The organism is Streptomyces sp. NPDC001717, from assembly GCF_042892775.1.
In the GTDB taxonomy this organism is placed as follows: Bacteria; Actinomycetota; Actinomycetes; order Streptomycetales; family Streptomycetaceae; genus Streptomyces.
Genome location: NZ_JBIAUK010000032.1, coordinates 18,587 through 36,846, shown reverse-complemented (window position 1 = coordinate 36,846; position 18,260 = coordinate 18,587). Strand labels below are relative to the sequence as shown.

The following is an 18,260-nucleotide window of genomic DNA, read 5'->3' as shown; positions in this document are numbered from 1 at the left end:
GCCCACCGCCTACGGCGCCGGGAGCTCCGCGAAGTCGGCGACCAGGCCCCGGTGGTGGCCGGTGGTGCCGAGGGCCAGGGCGTCGGCCTTGGCGCGCTTGAGGTAGAGGTGGGCCGGGTGTTCCCAGGTCATGCCGATGCCTCCGTGGAGCTGGACGCACTCCTCGGCCGCTCGGACGGCCACGCCCGAGCAGTACGACTGGGCGACGGCCACCGCGAGCGGGGCGTCGGGGGCCCCGGTGGCCAGGGCGTCGGCCGCTGCCCTGGCCGCCGCGCGGGCCGAGGCCACGTCGAGCCAGAGCCGGGCGAGGCGGTGCTTGACGGCCTGGAAGGAGCCGACGGGGCGGTTGAACTGGTGCCGGGTGCGCAGGTACCCGACGGTTTCCGTCAGGCACCACTCGGCGATACCGAGCTGCTCGGAGGCCAGCAGTCCGGCCCCGGAGAGCAGGGCTCCGGCGACCGCCGCCCGGGCGGTGGCGGGATCGGCGAGCCGGGTGCCGGCGGCCCGGTCGAGGGTGACGGTGGCGAGGGGGCGGGTCAGGTCCAGCGGGACCTGGCCCGTCAGCTCGGCGGAGGCCGCGGGGACGGCGTACAGCCCGGTGTCGGCGAGGACCAGCAGCACGTCGGCGGCCACCGCGTCGGCGACGGAGGTGACCGCGCCGCTCAGGGTCCCGCCGCCGGAGTCCCGGACGGCGGCCGGCAGCGGCGAGCCGGGGGCGAGCGTCAGCGGTACGGCCGGCACGCAGACCCGGCTGCCCGAGGCCAGCTCCCGCAGCAGGTCGGCGGCTTCCGGGGTGTCGCAGCCCAGCAGGATCTCGGTGGCGAGCACCGAGCTCGTCAGGTACGGGAGGGGCGCCACCGCGCGGCCCAGCTCCTCCAGGACGACGGCCGCCTCGCGGTGGCACGCGCCCTGACCGCCGAGCTTCTCGGGCACGAGGAGACCGGCGGCTCCGATCCCGGCGGCGAGGGTCTCCCACAGGGCCGGGTCGTGCGGCCTGCCGGTCTCGGCGCGGGCGAGGACCGTCGCGCTGTCGCAGCGGTCGGCCAGCAGGGACCGCACGGCGGAGCGGAGTTCCTCCTCCGTCTCGGAGTAGAGCAGGTCGCGGGTCATCGGGCCAGGTCCTTCCACGGGAGGTCCTTGTCGTCGCGCGGCTCGGGGGGCAGCCCGAGGACGCGTTCGGCGACGATGTTGAGGAGGATTTCGCTGGTGCCGCCCTCGATGCTGTTGCCCTTGGCGCGCAGGTAGCGGTAGCCGGCCTCGCGGCCGGTGAAGTCGACGCCCTCGGGCCGCCGCATGGTCCAGTCGTCGTACGACAGGCCCTCCTCGGCGAGGAGTTCGACCTCCAGGCCGCTGATCTCCTGGTTGAGGCGGGCGAAGGTGAGCTTCATGCCGGAGCCCTCGGGGCCGGGCTGCCCCGCGGCGAGCTGCTGGCGCAGCCGCTCGCCGGTGAGGCGGGCGACCTCGGCCTCCACCCACAGTTCCAGCAGTCGCTGGTGGAGGGCGTGGGTGCGCAGTTCTGGGCGCTCGCGCCAGGTGGCGGCGACGGGGCCGATCATGCCGCCCTCGCGCGGGATGCGCATGCCGCCGATGGAGACGCGTTCGTTCATCAGGGTGGTGCGGGCGACGGCCCAGCCCTCGCCGACGGCTCCGAGGCGGTGCGCGTCGGGGATGCGGACGCCGGTCAGGAAGACCTCGTTGAACTCGGCCTCGCCGGTGATCTGGCGCAGCGGCCGGACCTCGACGCCGGGGGCGTGCATGTCGCACAGGAAGTAGGTGATGCCCTGGTGCTTGGGGAGGGCGGTGTCGGTGCGGGCGATGAGGATGCCCCAGCGGGCCGTGTGGGCGCTGGAGGTCCACACCTTCTGGCCGTCGACGACCCACTCCCCCGAGGCGTGGTCGAGGACGGCGCGGGTGGCGAGCGCGGCCAGGTCGGAGCCGGCCCCGGGCTCGCTGAAGAGCTGGCACCAGACCTCCTCGCCGGCCCACAGGGGCCGCAGGAAGCGGCGCTTCTGCTCCTCGGTGCCGTAGGCGAGGATCGTCGGGGCGGCCATGCCGAGGCCGATGCCGATCCGGCGGGGGTCGTTGTCGGGGGCTCCCGCGGCTTCCAGTTCGGCGTCGACGGCGGCCTGGAGGGTGCGGGGCGCGCCGAGTCCGCCGAGGCCCTCGGGGTAGTGGACCCAGGCGAGTCCGGCGTCGAAGCGGGCGTGCAGGAAGTCTTCGCGGGCGGTGTCGGCCGGCGGGTGGGCCGCGAGCAGGTCCCGTACGCGGGCGGACAGTTCCTCGGCGGTCACGGTGGGGCGGGTCATCGGGCCGCTCCGTCCCGGGCCGGGGCCGGAGCGTCGGCCGGGGCCTGGGCCGGTACGACGACCAGCCGGCCGGTGGTGGTCCCGTCGGCCACCCGCTGCACGGCGTCGGCGGCCGCCGACAGCGGGAGGCGCTCGCTGACCAGCGGTGTGACGGCGCCCTCGGCGGCGAGGCGGGTGAGTTCGGTGTGGCAGGCCAGGATGGCCGCCGGCTCCTTGGCGGCGTAGAGCCCCCAGTGCAGGCCGAGGATCGTGTAGTTCTTGACCAGCGCGTGGTTGAGGGCGGGGGTGGGGATGGTGCCGCTCGCGAAGCCCACGACGACGATCCGACCTTCGAACGCCACGCATTTGGCGGAGGCCGTGTAGGCGTCCCCGCCGACCGGGTCGTAGACCACGTCGGCGCCGCGGCCGCCGGTGAACTCCTTCACCCGGCCCACCAGGTCCTCGGCCGTGCGGTCGATGACCAGGTCGCAGCCGAGTTCCTCGGCGGTGCGTGCCTTGGCCTTGCCGCCGACGACGCCGATGACGGTGGCCCCGGCGGCCTTGCCGAGCTGGACGGCGGCGCTGCCGACCCCGCCGGCGGCGGCGTGCACGAGCAGGGTCTCGCCGCGCTGGAGCCGGGCGCGGCGGTGGAGCCCGAACCAGCCGGTCTGGTAGCCGATGTGCAGGGCGGCGGCCTCGGCGTCGTCGAGGCTCTCCGGCGCGGGGAGCAGGGCGCGGGCGGGCGCGGTGACGTACTCGGCGAAACCGCCGTGCGGGAGGCTCGGGTTGGCGATGACGCGGCGGCCGTCCTCGGTCTCGGCGCAGACCTCGACGCCGGGGGTGAAGGGCAGCGGCGGGCGGATCTGGTACTGCCCGCGGGCGAGCAGCGCGTCGGGGAAGTTGACGTTGGCGGCGAGCACCCGGAGCCTCACCTCGCCCTCACCGGGCACCGGCTCGGGAACCTCTTCGAGGCGCATGGCCTCGATCGGTTCGCCGGGGGTGTGTACGCGCCATGCCTGCATCCGGGGCCTCCAGCCGCCGTCGAGAATGCGTCGAGAATCACGCTCCGCGCCGCATACTAAGCGGTCGCTTGCCATTCTGTGAACCCATCGGCGCACCCGGGGGAAGGTGCCGCTCCACGTTGACGGCGGCCCCGCGCGCGACGGTTCCCGCGGAGGACTGTGTTCACGGCCCACCGTCGTGCAGCATGGCCCCGTAGATCAACAGGCAGATGCCACAGGGCATATGACACGCACGACGCACCATCAGGGGGATACCAACAGTGAACGCCATCAGCAGCAGGAGCGCCACGGCCGCCGCGGGGGCCGCCGTCGTCCTCGCGGGACTGATCACCGGCGCCGCACCGGCCACGGCGGCCGGGACGACCGCGTGCATGCCGTCCGTCCAGCTCCTGCCCGCGCTGCCGGGGCTGAGCGGGGGCACCGTGTCGGGCTTCGGCGCAGGCCTGCTCGCGGTCGGCGAGAGCGGTGGCCTGCCCGCGTACTGGACGGGCGCCGAACACACGGTCCACGCCGTTCCGCTGCCCGCCGGCTTCGACCGGGGCGGCGTCAAGGCCGTCAGCGCGACGGGCCTGATGGTGGGGACGGCCATCCGGGACTCCGACGGCGCCCGGGCCGCCTTCACCCACCAGCAGGGCGCCGCCACCTCCGAGGCGCTCACGACGCCCGCCACGGGGAGCTCCGCGGACGTCGACGTCAACCCGTCGGGCCGGGTCGTGGCCGTGGACCGGGGCGTCGCCAAGGAGTGGGTGAACGGCAAGGTCGTGCGGGAGCTGCCGGTTCCCGACGACGCGATCCCGGGCAGCAGCATCGTCGCGCTGACCGGCATCAACAAGCGGGGCGACATCGTCGGCACGGCCAGCGGCTCCTACTTCGACGCCGCCAACGACATCGAGGTCACCAAGACCTTCCCGGTGGTCTGGCCCGCCGGGGGCGGCTACCCGCCGTACAGCCTCCAGGTGTGGAACGGCTACCACCGGTCCTTCGCCACCATCGGTCGGGACATCGACGACCGCGGCCGGGTCGTCGGCGTGGAGGACTACTACTACCGCAACGACCCGAGGCTGACCCCGGCGGTCTGGAAGAAGCCGTACGACGCCCTGCCCACCGACCCGGGCCGGCTGGCCGGCCACGGGCACCTGGAGCTCTCGGGCAGCAGCCCGACCACGAACGTGGCCGTCGGCACGGCCACGACCTTCGAGGAGAGTTGGCCCAGCCACTTCCAGGCCGTCTACTGGCCCGGCAAGGGGGCCCCGCTGGCGCTGCCCGCCCCGGCGGGCGCCCCGGGCGACGTGCCGCTCACCCGCGCCTTCGCCGCCACCGACGACGACCGGGTCGGAGGCAGCGTCGTCGACCGGAACACCCGGGCGGGCGGTGCCGTGATCTGGAACTGCGCGAGCGGGCAGGCGTACGCACCGCGCAGCTGATCCGGTCGGCGGCATGGTGATCTCGGCGCCCGCACGCTATCGATGGGCGCATGGAGAACCCCCCGCGCGGGCTGCCCGCGCCACCGCCGCTCGGCGCCGCCGCCCTGCCCTCCGGTACGTACGCGGGGCAGGTGGTCCTCGTGACGGGCGGCGGCACCGGGCTGGGGAAGGCCATCGCCGCCGAGTTCGCCCGGCTCGGCGCCGACCTGGTGATCGCGGGGCGGCGCGTCGAGCAGCTGAAGAGCGCGCGGGACGAGCTGGCGGCCGTGCCCGGCGCGGGTCGGGTGACGGCCGCCGTCTGCGACATCCGGGACCCCGAGCGGGTCGCGGAGGTCTTCGACGCCGCCGAGGCGGCCTTGGGCCTGCCGGACGTGCTGGTCAACAACGCCGCCGCCAACTTCCCCTCCCCCGCCGAGGACTTGTCGCCGAACGCCTGGCGGGCGGTGGTCGACATCACCCTGACCGGCACCTGGTTCATGACCCGCGAGTTCGGCCGCCGTCACCTCGCCGCGGGCAGTCCGGGGTCGATCGTGAACATCGGCGCCTCGTACGCGTGGACGGGCGGTCCGGGCTTCGCCCACAGCGCCGCCGCCAAGGCCGGGGTGAAGAACCTGGTGGAGACCCTCGCCGTCGAGTGGGGCCCGTACGGCATCCAGATCAACGGGCTCGTCCCCGGGCTGTTCCCGCACGCCGACATGACCGCGGACATCCGCGGCGGACTGGAGCGGGCCGCCCCCGACGCCAAGGACGCCCGGCAGCCCGCGCTGCGGGTGGGCGCGCCCCGCGAACTGGGCTGGGCCGCCACCTTCCTGGCCTCGCCGTACGCCCGCTTCGTCACCGGCCACACGCTGGTGGTGGACGGGGCGAACTGGCAGCGCCGGGGCGTGGTCAACCCCGAGGTGGTCCCGCTGCGGGAGCAGCTGGGGCGGGGTCCGTTCACCGGATGAGCGGTCAGCCCCCGGTGAAGTGCGGCGGGCGGCGCGCCGCCTTGGCGCCGTAGCCCTCGCGGACGTCCTCCGAGGTGAGGGTGAGGGCCGCGGTCATCGCCACCCGGTCCAGGGCGGCGGGCAGGGCCGCGTCGGCGTAGGCGTCGATGCCGCGTTTGATGCCCTGGACCGCGAGGGGCGCGTTCGCGGCGATCTCCGCCGCCAGCGCGCGGGCGGTGGGCTCCAGTTCGTCGCCGGGGACGGTCAGCTGGACCAGGTTCAGGCGGTGGGCCGTCGCCGCGTCGATGCGGCGGCCGGTCAGGGCCAGGTACTTGGCCCATCCCGCGCCCGCCTCGCGGGCGATGCGCAGGTCGCCGCCCGCGTCCACGGCCACGCCCAGCCCGGCTTCCGGGAGGGCGAAGACCGCGTCCTCGGCCGCCACCCTGATGTCCGCCATCAGGGCCAGCTCGAAGCCGAAGCCCAGGCAGTAGCCCTGGACCGCGGCCACCACCGGCTGCGGGAGGCGGGCGAGGACGGCGAAGCGCTCGTGGACCCAGCGGATGCCCTCGTAGTAGTTGCGGGTGCGTTCGGCCGCCGAGGCTCCGGTGATGGCGCCGCCGGGCGCGGTGACGTCGATGCCCGCGCAGAAGGCCCGCCCCTCGGCGCGCAGCAGCACCACCCGCACCGAGGGGTCGAAGCGGATCCGGTCCGCGAGCAGGCCGAGCTGCCGGGTGGACTCCCAGCTCCAGCCGTTCAGCTTCTCCGGGCGGCACAGGGTGAGGACCGCGATCCCGTCCGCCGTTTCCAGCCGGATCCGCTCCCCACCCTCCGCGATCTCCGTGGAGACGGTGTCGATCACCGGGCCGCACCCCCTCATCGCCTGACGAACCGTCAGACTAAGGGTGGCGGATCAGCGGGGGAAGACCTCGAACAGCACCGCCGGACGGCCGCCGAAGCGGGCACCCGCCTGTTCCGCCGCTCCGCCGAGGAAGCCCCGTACGTACTCCTCGGGGTCCTGGTCCGTCAGCACCTCGATGTACGCCTTGTGTTCCATGAGGGACTTCACTGCCCGCTCCATGCCCGGACCGGCGTCGGCCGCGTGCGTGGGGGTGGTCGTGCCGGTCACCGCGACCCACCGCACCCCGTTCCAGGGCTCCAGACCCTGCTCGGTGATCAGCTCGGGGAAGATCCACCGGTTGCCGGCGTCGGCCGCCGCGTCCAGGGTCGCCCGTCCCACGGCCTTGTGGTCGGGGGTGTTCCAGTAGCCGCCGCCCTCGGCACCGCCCCAGGTGTCGCGGTGGTTCATCGTGACGACCAGCTCGGGGCGGTGGCGACGGATGGCCGCGGCGATGTCCCGGCGCAGGTCCAGGCCGTACTCGACCACGCCGTCGCGGTAGTCGAGGAACTCCACCTGCGACACGCCGACGGCGGCCGCGCTCGCGCGCTGCTCCGCCTCGCGCAGCGGGGCGCATGCGGCGGGCGCGACGGTGTCGATGCCCGCCTCGCCCCGCGTGGCGAGGACGTAGACGACCTCCCGGCCGCCGTCCGTCCAGTCCGCGATGGCGGCGGACGCGCCGTACTCCAGGTCGTCGGGGTGCGCCACCACGGCGAGAGCGCGCTGCCAGTCGGTGGGCATGGGAGGCAACTGGGGCTGCTGAGACTGCTGTTCGGTCATGCGTCGCACAATAGGCGAACGGCCCGACGTGGACGGGCCGGAACGCGGCGCCCCCTACGCCTCGTCGCGTACGAGGGCCAACAGCCGGTCCAGGACCCGCGGGCCGCCGGCGCGGACCCCGTCGTGCTCGAACTCGTCCGTCACCCAGGTGCGCAGGCCGCGGATCGCCCGGGCGGTCTCCAGGGAGTTCGCGGTGTCCACGTACAGGTCGTCGTGGTAGACGGCGGCGGCCACCGGCACCTCGTTGGCCGCGAGCCGGGCCGGGTCGTAGAGCGGCTGCCAGCCGGTACGGGAGGCCAGCAGTTCGGCGGTCTCGCGCAGCGGGACGAGGGCCGGGTCGGTCGTGAAGTGCCAGGGGTGGACGGTCTCCCCCGTGAACAGCAGCGGCTCGTCGCCCGCGAGGGTCTTGGCGGCGTCGAAGCGGGGCCGGTCCGCGAGCGCCCGGTCGGCGGCCCAGGCCGTGGCCGCGGAGGGGTCCTGGGCGTAGATCGCCTCGTGGAGCAGCGCGTAGAGGGGGTGCCCCGCGAAGGAGAGGTGCGCGCGGACGGACTCCAGGAAGCCGTCGCAGAGCGCGGGGCCGGCCGGGGTGGGGACGAAGGCGTCCTCCAGGAGGTAGTGCAGTGCGTGGCTGCCTTCGCCGGAGCCGAGGAGGATGCCGAGGGACTGGAAGGCGGAAGCCGTCAGGCGGTGGCCGCCGGGGAGTTCGACGGGACGCTCGGCGAGGTGGGCGGCGATCCGGCGGGCGCGGTCGACGTCCATCGGGTACCGGGCGTAGTGCGCCAGGTTCTTGCGCTCCATGCGGGGGCACGCGGCCTCGTACACCTCCCGCGCGGTGGCGGTCAGGGACGGCAGCCCGCCCGTGATCAGGGCGGCGGTCAGGCCCTCGGGGGCGGTGGAGAGGTAGTTGACCGTGCAGAAGCCGCCGAAGCTCTGGCCGAGCACCGTCCAGGGCGCGCCGCCGGTCAGGCCGGGGCGGATGGCCTCGGCGTCGCGCACGATGGAGTCCGCGCGGAAGTGGGCGAGGTACTCGGCCTGCCGGTCGGGAGTGCCCCGCAGGGGCAGGGTCTGGCGGTTGACCGGGGTGGAGCGGCCGGTGCCGCGCTGGTCGAGGAGGAGCACCCGGTACTCGGCGAGCGCGCGCCCCAGCCAGGCCTGCCGGCCGACGAACCGGCGGGCACCGAAGCCGGGACCGCCCTCCAGGTACAGCAGCCACGGCAGGGACGCGGGGTCCCGGTCCGAGGCGACGACCTCCCGGGCGTACAGCTCGATCCGCTCCCCGTCCGGGTGCTCGTGGTCCAGCGGGACGGTGAACCGGTGGTCGGTGAGGACCGTTCCGGGATGGCGGTAGCTGTGCTCGACGGTCACGGACGGCCCCTGGGGTGCGAGGTGCGGGAAGGCCCGCGCCCCGGCCGGATCGCGGCCGGGGCGCGGGTGTGGTGTTCCGCCCGAGTCTAGTGCTCTGACCGGAAAGGTTCACCGCCTCACGACGCCCGGCACGGCACCTCGCCGCGTTGTCGGGCCACGCAAGTACGTCCAGTACGAGCCGTGGCCCTCCGCCTTGCGATGCACCGCACCGGACGCCGCGAGTCGGCAAACCTTTCCGGCCAGGGCACTAGGTGCTGCCGGGGCTACGGGAACTCGACCACCGAGCGGAGCACCTCGCCGCGTTCCATCCGGGCGAAGGCCTCCTCGACGCCGTCCAGCGGGATGGTCTCGGAGACGAAGGCGTCGAGGTCGAGCCGGCCCTGGAGGTAGAGGTCGATCAGGAGCGGGAAGTCCCGCTCGGGCAGGCAGTCCCCGTACCAGGAGGACTTGAGGGCGCCGCCGCGGCCGAAGACGTCGATGAGCGGGAGTTCGAGCTTCATGTCCGGGGTCGGCACGCCGACCAGGACCACGGTGCCCGCGAGGTCGCGTGCGTAGAAGGCCTGGTTGTAGGTCTCGGGGCGACCGACCGCCTCGATGACCACGTCCGCGCCGTTGCCTCCGGTCAGTTCCCGGACGGCCTTGACCACGTCCTCCGTACGGCCGTTGACGGTGTGGGTGGCGCCGAGGCCGCGGGCCCACTCCAGCTTCCGGTCGTCGAGGTCGACGGCGATGATCCGCGAGGCGCCCGCCAGCCGGGCCCCGGCCACGGCGGCGTTGCCCACTCCCCCGCAGCCGATGACGGCGACGGAGTCGCCGCGCCCGACGTTGCCCGTGTTCAGGGCCGCGCCGAGGCCGGCCATCACCCCGCAACCGAGGAGGCCCGCGGCGGCGGGCGAGGCGGCCGGGTCCACCTTGGTGCACTGGCCGGCCGCGACGAGGGTCTTCTCGGCGAAGGCGCCGATGCCGAGCGCCGGGGAGAGCGGGGTGCCGTCCTCCAGGGTCATCGGCTGGGTGGCGTTGTGCGTGGCGAAGCAGTACCACGGCCGGCCGCGCCGGCAGGCCCGACAGGTACCGCACACGGCTCGCCAGTTGAGGACGACGAAGTCGCCGGGGGCCACCGAGGTGACGTCCGGGCCGACCGATTCGACGATCCCGGCGGCCTCGTGGCCGAGCAGGAAGGGGAACTCGTCGTTGATGCCGCCCTGTCGGTAGTGCAGGTCGGTGTGGCAGACCCCGCAGGCCTGCACCCGTACGAGCGCCTCGCCCGGTCCGGGATCGGGCACCAGGACCGTCGTCGTCTCCACCGGTGCGCCCTTGCTCCGGGCGATGACCCCTCGTACGCGATGCGTCACGTCTACCCCGCTCTGCTGTCGTCGGCTCCGTCGGTACGGAACGTACACGGGCGGGGCCGTCCAAGGCAGTTGCGGCGGCGCGGTTGTGTCACGGCACGGCGCGCGATCCCGCCAGTTCCGGCGGCACGGCCGCGCGCAGGGCCGCGCCGAAGGCGGCCACGGCCGGGTGGGCGGCGGCTCCGCTGCGGAAGGCGAGCTGGGTGCGGCGGCCCATGAGCAGGCGGGTGAGGCGTACGGCGGGGTCGGCGGGGGCCGTGATGCCGAGCTGCGGCACGACGGCCACGCCCTGGCCGGCCGCGACCAGGGCGAGGACGGTGGCGAACTCGTCGACCTGGTGGCGGACCCGGGGCGTGAACCCGGCGGCCTGGCAGGCCCGCAGGGTCATGGCGTGGCAGAGGGTGCCGGGCGTGGCGGTGATCCACGGGGCGTGGGCGTGCGCGAGCAGGACGGCGTCCTGATCCCCACCCGGGCTTCCTGCGGCCCGCTCGGCGGTCGGGCCGCCGTCCGCGTGGGCGACGACCGCGGGATCCGGCATCGGGACGGCGCCCCCGGAGGCCGGGGCCGGGGCCGGGGCCGGGGGGTCGGATGCCGGGGTGGCCAGGTACATCGCCTCGGCGTACAGCGGCTCGGTGGCGAGGCCCGGCTCCCGGGCGGCGGGGACGAAGTCGTACTCGTGGACGAGGGCCACGTCCAGGTCCCCGGCGCGCAGGGCGTGCGCCACGGCCGCCGGGTCGGTCTCCGAGACCATGGGCTCCAGTCCCGGGTGGCGCCGGGCGAGGGCCGTCAGGGCCGCGGGGACGATGGCCCGGGTGGCGGTGGGGAAGGCCCCGATCCGCAGGGCTCCGGCCAGACCGCCGCGCGCCTCGGCGAGATCGGCCTCGGCCCGCTCCAGCCGTTCGAGGACGGCCTCGGCGTGTTCGACCAGGTGCTGCCCGGCCGGGGTGAGGCGGACCCCGCGGCCGGTGCGCTCCAGCAGCGGCAGACCGGCCTCCCGTTCGAGGACGCCGAGCTGCTGGGAGACCGCCGAAGGGCTGAACGCGAGGGCTTCGGCCACGGCGGCGATGGTGCCCCGGCGGGCCAGTTCGCGCAGCAGGCGCAGGCGTCGTACGTCGAGCATCGGATCAGCTTACGCTTCGGGTAAGAAATGCGAACTGGATCTGTCGGGTCGGGCGGGCCAGGCTCTCTGTCATGGCACTCGACACAGCGCAGGACACGGCTCGGACCCCTTCCCCCACCGTCCCCCTCCGGGGGATCCACGTACCCCTCGTCACCCCCTTCGACCGGGCCGGGGAGGTGGCGGCCAAGGCTCTGGAAGGCCTGGCCCACGAGGTGCTCGACGCGGGCGCGAGCGGGATCGTGGCGCTCGGCACCACCGCGGAGAGCGCGGCCCTCGACGGGGCGGAGCGGGACCTGGTCACCGACGTGTGCGCCCGGGTCTGCCGGGAGCGGGGTGCGGTGCTGACGGTCGGGGCGGGGGCGGGCGCGACGCGGGACGCGGAGGCCTCGCTGGCCCGGCTGGCGCGGTGGCCCGAGGCGCGGGCGGCGCTGGTGACCGTCCCGTCGTTCGTACGGCCCTCGGCAGCGGGGGTGCTGGCGCATTTCGCGCGGCTGGCCGAGGTGAGCCCCGTACCGCTGATCGTCTATCACATCCCGTACCGCACGGGGCAGCCCCTGGACGCGGCCGCGCTGCGGGCGCTCGGGGCACTGCCCGGGGTGGCGGGGATGAAGTACGCGGGCGGGGGCATCGGCGAGGACACGGTGGCGCTGCTGGGCGACCTGCCGGACGGGTTCGAGGTGCTCGCGGGTGACGACGCGTACGCGTCCCCGCTGCTGGCGATGGGCGCGGCGGGCGCGATCCTCGCCTCGGCGCATCTGGCGACGGACCGGTTCGCGGAGCTCGCCGGGGCCTGGCGGACGGGGGACGTGACGCGGGCGCGCCCGCTGGGGCACGCCCTGGCGCGCCTGTCCTCGGCGGTCTTCGCCGAACCCAATCCGGTGGTCGTCAAGGGCGCGCTGCACGCGCTGGGCCGGATTCCCACGCCCGGTGTGCGGCTTCCGCTGCTGCCGGCGTCCGAGGCGGCGGTGGCGGCCGCCCTGGAGCGGCTGGCGGAGGTCGAGTCGTAGGAACACCCCGCCCGAAAATGCCCGATTCGCGCGATTCGCAACCTAAGACCCGGTCGCCCGAATGAGCCGCATGGAGACCGGACTTGCCCGGATTGGGCACGAGGCCCCCGACCCGTGATGTGAGTCACGGCGATTCCTCCAACATCATTTCTCCCGGACGGCCGATTCCCTTTTCCCGGAAAGGGAATCGGCCATTTCTCCGGTACGCCATCAAGGTCATTTACCGGACGTAAAGCAGGAAGTCGATCTACCGGCGGAATTCGGGTCTTGTTGCCGCCCGGCGGACTCACCTACGGTCACCTCACTCCCGGTGGTCCCCAGCCGAATCCGGTCCACCCACCAGGGTCTCCCGTCCCCCCACGTGAGGAATTCCGCCATGCCCGCAAAGGGTAAGCACCGTCGGCCGAAGCACCAGAAGATCACCCGCAAGCTGGCCCTCGCCGGCACCGGTGGCGCGGCCCTCACCCTCCCGCTGATCAGCGCGACCACCGCCGGGGCGGTGGAGACCACCACCGCTCCCGCGACGCACGCCATCGCCGCCGTGGCTCCCGCCGCCGCCGACGCGACCTATTCCGTGAAGGCCGGCGACACCCTTTCCGGGATCGCGTCGAAGCATTCCGTGAGCGGCGGCTGGAAGACGCTCTACGAGACGAACAAGAGCGTCATCGGCAACAATCCGTCGATCATCCGGCCCGGCGTCAAACTGAAGCTCGGCGCCCAGCCCGAGGCCGCACGTGCGAGCCGCTCCGCCGCCCGGACCACGCTCGCGCCCGCCGCCGCACCCACCTACCCGAACAACCTCGACGGGTGGATCCGCGAGTCCCTGTCCGTGATGGCCAAGCACGGAATTCCCGGCACCTACAACGGAATTCACCGCAACGTGATGCGCGAGTCCTCGGGCAACCCGCTCGCCATCAACAACTGGGACATCAACGCCCAGAACGGCATCCCGTCCAAGGGCCTGCTCCAGGTCATCGACCCGACCTTCCAGGCGTACCACGTGCCGGGCACCTCGCTGAACTCCTACGACCCGGTCGCCAACATCACCGCGGCGTGCAACTACGCGGCCGCCCGCTACGGTTCCATCGACAACGTCAACGGGGCCTACTGAGCCCCTTGCGGGCGAGCACGAGGGTGCGCAGGGGCCCCACCAGCCCGTAGCCGACGTCCCGGCGCAGGGCGGTGACCCCCGCGCGCTCCACCGCGGTCAACTGGTGCTCCATCAGTTCCCGCATGGTGGCGATCACCGGACGCAGCCCCGGTTCGGCCAGTCCGAGGATGCCGTCGGTGGCGTCGAGGGAGGCCCGGGCGCGCCGGGTCTCGGCAGCGAGCAGGGCCCGCACGGCAGGGGTGTCGCGGGCCCGTTCGAGGTCGGCCCGGGTGACCGCGTGCTCGGCGAGGCTGCTGCGCGGGATGCACAGCCGGCCGTCCGCCAGGTCTCCGCACAGGTCGGCGAGGAAGTCGACGCGCTGGGCCGCGTCGACGAACCGCCGCCAGCCCGCGGCCTGTTCGGGGTCGGGTCCGCCCCGGTACTGGAGTCCGGTGAAGACCAGCACCCCGGGCCAGGCGTAGACGTCGAGGTAGGTCTGGAAGTCCGCTTCGGTGTCGAAGCCGTCGAAGCCCGCCTCGGCGGTGGCGGCGCCGTCGAGGAAGCGGGAGATCCAGTGCGCGGGCAGCGCCCGGGTGTGGACCGCGTGGGCGTAGGCGCGCAGGACGGGGTCGGGGCTGTCGCCGGCCTTCAGGGCCGCCTCCACCCGCCCGGTGAGCGCGGCGAGTCCCTCGGCCCGCTGCCCGGGCGTGCCGGTCTCGGCCACGTCGTCGACCAGGTTCATGAAGGCGAGACCGGCGGCGAGGTACGGCACCAGCGCGGGTGCCGCGAGCAGGCGCAGCGCGAGGTAGGGGGCGGGTTCCCTGCGGAGCACCCGGCGGGCGGCGTGCGTGTAGTCGTCGCGCAGCCGGGGGCCGGAGATCCCGGCCCCCGTGAGGGTGGTGCGCCAGCTGGGCATGTCGGTGGTGCTCCTCGGCGTGTCGAACCGTATGGGCCTACGGGGACACGATGTCAGGAGGAGACGACCTTCTTGACCTTGCCGTCGATCCCCGCGAGCACGTAGCCGCCGCGGCCGTACTCGTCGCTGAGGTACGGGCGCATGCAGGGGACCTGGTCCATCATCCACGGCTCGACGATGACGTAGCGCGAGCTCGGGTTGGGGACGTTCAGGTCCTTCTTGGACTGCTCCAGCAGCCCGGGCAGGGCGTCCCAGTTGACCGTGGCCATGTCGATCAGGGGCTCGCCCTCCTTGACCGTGCCGTCCGGGCCGGTGCGCTTGGCGGCGCCGTCGCGGTACTGCCAGGCGTCGACGGTCTCGGCACCGGGGGCGGTGGGGATGGAGGCGAGGACGTAGCCGTCGTAGACCTTCAGGTCCACGAAGGTGGTCGTGCCCGCCTGCTGCTTGAAGGCCTCCAGGGCGATCCGGATGTTCTCCGGGGTGAGCATGCTGCCCCGGGGCGCGGTCGCCTTGGACCCGCTCGCCTTCGCTCCCGGGGTGGCGCTGGCGGGCCGGTCGGCGGCGGAGCTCGTGGAGACGGTGGGGCGGGCGGAGGAGCCGCCCTTGGCCGCGTCCCGGCCGCCGTCGTCGTTCCCGCCGGGCAGCGCCCTGACGATCCCGACGACCGCGGCCGCCAGCACCACCACGGCCACGGCGCCGATCAGCGCCGGGCGCCTGCGCGGGGCCGGTGTCGTGGCGAGGGGCGTCGTGTTGGCCGCGTACGGGGAGGGCACCGGGCCGAACGGGGGCGGGGTGGGCGGCCCGTACTGTCCGTAGGGGGACGGAGGGACGGGCGCGGCCACGGGGGCGGCGCCGAGCGGAGTCGCGACCGCGGCTCCGGCTCCGGCTCCGGCTGCGAGAGCGGTGCTCGCGTCCCGGAGCAGCTGTTCCAGCTGCGCGCCGTCGGGCCGCGCGGCCGGGTCCCGTACGAGCAGCCGTTCCAGTACGGATCCCAGCGGGCCCGAGCGCACGGGCGTCGGGATCGGGTCGTCCAGGACGGCGACGACCGTGGCCAGGCTGGTGGCGCGGCGCAGCGGATGGACGCCCTCCGCGGCCACGTACAGCATCATGCCCAGCGACCACAGGTCGGAGGCGGCGAGCCCCTCCTCGCCCCGCACGCGTTCGGGCGCGATGTACTCCGGCGAGCCGATCAGCACACCGGTCGCGGTGAGCCCCGTCGATTCCTGGAGGGCCGCGATGCCGAAGTCGGTGAGCACCGCCGACCCGTCGGGTCGCAGCAGCACGTTGGCCGGTTTCACATCACGGTGCAGGATCCCCTCCGCGTGTGCGGCGCGCAGCGCGGACAGCACGTCGAGGCCGGTCCGCAGCACCTCCGAGAGCGGCATCGGACCGGCCGCCAGCTTGTCGTGCAGCGAGCCGCCCCGGACGAGCTCCATGACGATCCACGGATGCCCGTCCGCACCCTCGGGCGGTTCGACGATGTGGTGGATCGTCACCACGTGGGGGTGGGCGAGGCGGGCGAGGGCACGGGCCTCGCGGACGGCCCGTTCGCGCAGCTGATCGGCGAGACCGGGCTGGGCCGCGGCGGTGGCCGGGTCCGGCGGGCGCACCTCCTTGAGTGCGACCTCGCGGTGCAGGGCGACGTCGCGGGCCCGCCACACCGTACCCATGCCCCCGCTGCCCAGGGGTGCGACGAGTTCGAATCGCCCGTCGATCATTTGTCTGCCGGCCTCACCAGTGCTCATGGCCGGTCATCGTAGGCCCCTCCGCTGTCAGCAGCGTCGGCGGTCCTCCGTGAGCGTTCCCTGCACGGTGGTGATCGTACGGTCGTAGCAGCCGTCCGGCGCCCCGGAGCCGTGCAGCCGGTAGCGGGCGGAGGTGGTGGCGACCGCGTGGCGCTGGTCGCGCGGGACGTTCGCGGTGTAGGTGGCGTCGCCCGTGTACCGGTCGTCGAGGTGCGATGCTTCGACACCGCGGCCGCCGCGCAGGGTCACGGTGTCGGCGCGGTCGCCGAGCGAGAGGACGGTCCTGAGCCGGTCCCCGGCGCCCAGGGTGGTCTCGCCGTCCATCGTGTACGTGCGGGTGGTTCGGGTGGTGGCGGGCCCGCGGGTCACGGTCTCCTCGTCGGTCCAGGTCGCGGTCAGCGCGTCGCGGCTCTCGCCCTCGGTCCAGCGGTGTACCGAGGTGCCCCGCACGGCGCGGGTGACGGTGGTGGTGACCCGGCCGTGTGAGGTGTCCAGGTATCCGGAGACGGTCAGCCGGTGGCTGCCCTCGGTGTCCAGGCGGTGTTCGCCGCCGGGGGCGGCGGGCGTCCAACGCGAGGAGCCGGCCGGTTCTTCCTGCTCCTGCCGGGTCAGGGCCCCGGTGACGGTCTCGCGGGCCTCGTCCTGCCAGAGCAGCAGGTTCGTCGGGGTGCTCCAGCCGCTCTGCCCGGCCGGCACCCCCGCCACGGACACCTCGATCCGGTGCGGGCGGCCGTCGTTCAGGAGCGCCGCGTAGGGGGTCAGGTCGTAGAGGATCGGCTGGACGTCGAAGGCGCGCGGGCCGGGAGTGACGTACCAGAGGAAGGGGTTGGACCAGCCGCCGGTCCAGACGGTCGGGAAGGGCGCGGCGATGCCCGCGAGTTGCCCGTCGACGGAGATCCGCACCTCGCGGTGGGGGCCCTTCGCCGCCTTGCACGAGTACGGGGCCGCATCGGGGACGGTCATGTACCAGTACTCCTCGCATCCGCCGCCGGAGCCGGTGGCGTACACCTCGGCGAGGAGGCGTTCGGTGTTGCGCGGGGTGGTGACCGCCGGGGTCGTGAGGGGCAGTACGCGGTCGGGGGTGTCGGCGGCCGGCGGGGTGCGGCCCTCGGCGGCGTGGAAGGTCAGGGTGACCTTGACGTCGATGACTCCCGTGTAGGTGTCGTCGACGACGTTGCCGATGAGCATCTCGACGGGCTGCGGGCGGGCGAGGGTGTCGCGGTAGCGGGTGACGTCCTTCTCCACGGACCAGGCGATGCCGTCGGGTGAGGGCTGCGGGGTGGAGGTGCGCAGGATCTCGACGCCGCCGAGGGTGAGGTTGCCCAGGCGGTCGTACTGGCGGCCCTTGACCTTGCCTTCGAGGCGGAGCACCACCTTGGCCCAGTTTCCGGGTCCGCAGTCCGCGGGCGGTGCGTAGCCGCCGCGGTAGGGGGTGAAGTCGCGGAACTGCGCCTCCGCGAGGGTCACCCGGCAGGACCTGGTCCCGGGCCGGGCGACGGGCGGGGCGGGGGTGAGCGGGTCGTGCCAGTCGGTGCCGAACTCGGCGGGCGGGTCGGCCGAGGCCGCCAGGGCGGGGTGCGCGGTGGCGGGGCGGCCGTTGGCGGCGTGCGCGGGTCCCGCGCTGGCCAGGGTGCCCGTCGCCAGCGCGATCGCGCCGAGCAGGCCCATGATCCTGTGTCGTCTCATGGGCCCGCAGTGAAACCCGGCCCGCAGGGGCGGCGCCAGGGCGGACGCGACGGATGTGGCGCGATCTCGCCCCTGCGGGAGGGCTCCGGGTCAGGCCGGCAGGACCACGACGCCGTCGTCGTCGGCGTGGACGACGTCCCCGGGGCGGAAGGTGGTGCCGCCGATGGTGACGGGCACGTCCACCTCGCCCGCACCGGTCTTCCCGCTCTTGCGCGGGACCGTGCCCATGGCCTTGACGCCGAGGTCGAGCCCGCCGAGGGCCACGCTGTCGCGGACGGCGCCGTTGATGATCAGGCCCGCCCAGCCGTTGCGCTCGGCGGCTCCGGCGATCAGGTCGCCGACGAGGGCGGTGCGCAGCGAGCCGCCGCCGTCCACCACGAGTACGGCGCCCTCGCCGGGCCCGTTCACGAGTTCGCGCAGCAACGCGTTGTCCTCGTGGCAGGAAAGGGTCCGCACCGGACCGGCGAACAGCCGGCGACCGCCGAGCTGCCGGAACTGCGTGGCACAGATGTCGAGGGCCTCGCCGTGCTCGTCGTACAGATCGGCCGTGGGGACGGGGGTGACGCTCATGTCGCTGATGGTTCCTCGCTGCTCGTTCTCACTCATGGGTCGCGCCGTACGGCCAGCGTAGTGGCCGCCCGGCGCTCGCT

The 18,260-nt window shown here is 74.2% G+C and carries 16 protein-coding genes; 4 read left to right on the top strand and 12 right to left on the bottom strand.

Annotated elements, in window-relative coordinates; genetic code table 11:
• Positions 1 to 9 precede the first annotated feature (9 nt).
• From ACFYZL_RS33650 to ACFYZL_RS33640, 3 genes are read right to left on the bottom strand one after another with little or no spacing between them, the layout of a single operon-like run.
• Entirely contained in the window at positions 10 to 1,110 is a 1,101-nt protein-coding gene (locus ACFYZL_RS33650; RefSeq protein ID WP_384746609.1) for an acyl-CoA dehydrogenase family protein, read from the bottom strand.
• A complete protein-coding gene (locus ACFYZL_RS33645; protein ID WP_384746607.1) occupies positions 1,107 to 2,306 on the bottom strand; it encodes an acyl-CoA dehydrogenase family protein in 1,200 nt (399 codons plus the stop codon). The genes ACFYZL_RS33650 and ACFYZL_RS33645 overlap by 4 nt, the downstream gene beginning before the upstream one ends.
• Positions 2,303 to 3,307 (bottom strand): NADPH:quinone oxidoreductase family protein, encoded by a 1,005-nt coding sequence (locus ACFYZL_RS33640; protein WP_384746605.1) that lies wholly within the window; start codon positions 3,305 to 3,307, stop codon positions 2,303 to 2,305. The genes ACFYZL_RS33645 and ACFYZL_RS33640 overlap by 4 nt, the downstream gene beginning before the upstream one ends.
• Before the next feature lie 260 nt (positions 3,308 to 3,567).
• Between ACFYZL_RS33640 and ACFYZL_RS33635 the strand changes: the two genes are divergently transcribed.
• Both ACFYZL_RS33635 and ACFYZL_RS33630 read left to right on the top strand, forming a co-directional pair.
• Positions 3,568 to 4,731, top strand: a complete 1,164-nt coding sequence (locus ACFYZL_RS33635) for a hypothetical protein (RefSeq protein WP_388684277.1) — start codon at positions 3,568 to 3,570, stop codon at positions 4,729 to 4,731.
• 50 nt (positions 4,732 to 4,781) lie between these two features.
• Entirely contained in the window at positions 4,782 to 5,678 is an 897-nt protein-coding gene (locus ACFYZL_RS33630; RefSeq protein ID WP_388684275.1) for an SDR family oxidoreductase, read from the top strand.
• 4 nt (positions 5,679 to 5,682) lie between these two features.
• Here the strand turns inward: ACFYZL_RS33630 and ACFYZL_RS33625 are convergent, their stop codons facing one another.
• From ACFYZL_RS33625 to ACFYZL_RS33605, 5 genes are all read right to left on the bottom strand, one after another.
• Complete coding sequence (locus tag ACFYZL_RS33625; protein ID WP_384746599.1) at positions 5,683 to 6,516, bottom strand: enoyl-CoA hydratase/isomerase family protein; 834 nt, start codon at positions 6,514 to 6,516, stop codon at positions 5,683 to 5,685.
• Between the two features lie 51 nt (positions 6,517 to 6,567).
• On the bottom strand, positions 6,568 to 7,332 hold the full coding sequence (locus tag ACFYZL_RS33620) for a PIG-L deacetylase family protein (protein WP_384746597.1): 765 nt from the start codon (positions 7,330 to 7,332) through the stop codon (positions 6,568 to 6,570).
• 54 nt (positions 7,333 to 7,386) lie between these two features.
• Positions 7,387 to 8,697, bottom strand: a complete 1,311-nt coding sequence (locus ACFYZL_RS33615) for an alpha/beta fold hydrolase (RefSeq protein ID WP_388684271.1) — start codon at positions 8,695 to 8,697, stop codon at positions 7,387 to 7,389.
• Between the two features lie 263 nt (positions 8,698 to 8,960).
• Positions 8,961 to 10,049: an S-(hydroxymethyl)mycothiol dehydrogenase gene (locus ACFYZL_RS33610; RefSeq protein ID WP_384752482.1), complete on the bottom strand. Its 1,089-nt coding sequence runs from the start codon at positions 10,047 to 10,049 to the stop codon at positions 8,961 to 8,963.
• Between the two features lie 88 nt (positions 10,050 to 10,137).
• Positions 10,138 to 11,166, bottom strand: coding sequence for a LysR substrate-binding domain-containing protein (locus tag ACFYZL_RS33605; protein WP_388684268.1), 1,029 nt, complete (start codon positions 11,164 to 11,166; stop codon positions 10,138 to 10,140).
• A gap of 71 nt (positions 11,167 to 11,237) precedes the next feature.
• Between ACFYZL_RS33605 and ACFYZL_RS33600 the strand changes: the two genes are divergently transcribed.
• Together ACFYZL_RS33600 and ACFYZL_RS33595 are read left to right on the top strand one after the other, a co-directional pair.
• The gene (locus tag ACFYZL_RS33600; RefSeq protein WP_384752487.1) at positions 11,238 to 12,173 is read left to right on the top strand and encodes a dihydrodipicolinate synthase family protein; all 936 of its coding nucleotides are present in this window, start codon (positions 11,238 to 11,240) and stop codon (positions 12,171 to 12,173) included.
• A 376-nt stretch (positions 12,174 to 12,549) separates the two neighbouring features.
• Positions 12,550 to 13,284, top strand: a complete 735-nt coding sequence (locus ACFYZL_RS33595; RefSeq protein WP_388684265.1) for a transglycosylase SLT domain-containing protein — start codon at positions 12,550 to 12,552, stop codon at positions 13,282 to 13,284.
• Here the strand turns inward: ACFYZL_RS33595 and ACFYZL_RS33590 are convergent.
• The 4 genes from ACFYZL_RS33590 to rraA all read right to left on the bottom strand — a co-directional run bounded on the left by ACFYZL_RS33590 (position 13,268) and on the right by rraA (position 18,216).
• Positions 13,268 to 14,179, bottom strand: a complete 912-nt coding sequence (locus ACFYZL_RS33590; protein WP_388684262.1) for a squalene/phytoene synthase family protein — start codon at positions 14,177 to 14,179, stop codon at positions 13,268 to 13,270. The two genes, ACFYZL_RS33595 and ACFYZL_RS33590, sit on opposite strands and share 17 nt — an antisense overlap.
• Positions 14,180 to 14,232: 53 nt before the next feature.
• A complete protein-coding gene (locus ACFYZL_RS33585; protein WP_388684260.1) occupies positions 14,233 to 15,924 on the bottom strand; it encodes a serine/threonine-protein kinase in 1,692 nt (563 codons plus the stop codon).
• Between the two features lie 27 nt (positions 15,925 to 15,951).
• Positions 15,952 to 17,610, bottom strand: a complete 1,659-nt coding sequence (locus ACFYZL_RS33580) for a peptide-N4-asparagine amidase (protein ID WP_388684258.1) — start codon at positions 17,608 to 17,610, stop codon at positions 15,952 to 15,954.
• A 90-nt stretch (positions 17,611 to 17,700) separates the two neighbouring features.
• Complete coding sequence (rraA, locus tag ACFYZL_RS33575; RefSeq protein ID WP_388684251.1) at positions 17,701 to 18,216, bottom strand: ribonuclease E activity regulator RraA; 516 nt, start codon at positions 18,214 to 18,216, stop codon at positions 17,701 to 17,703.
• Positions 18,217 to 18,260: the final 44 nt, after the last annotated feature.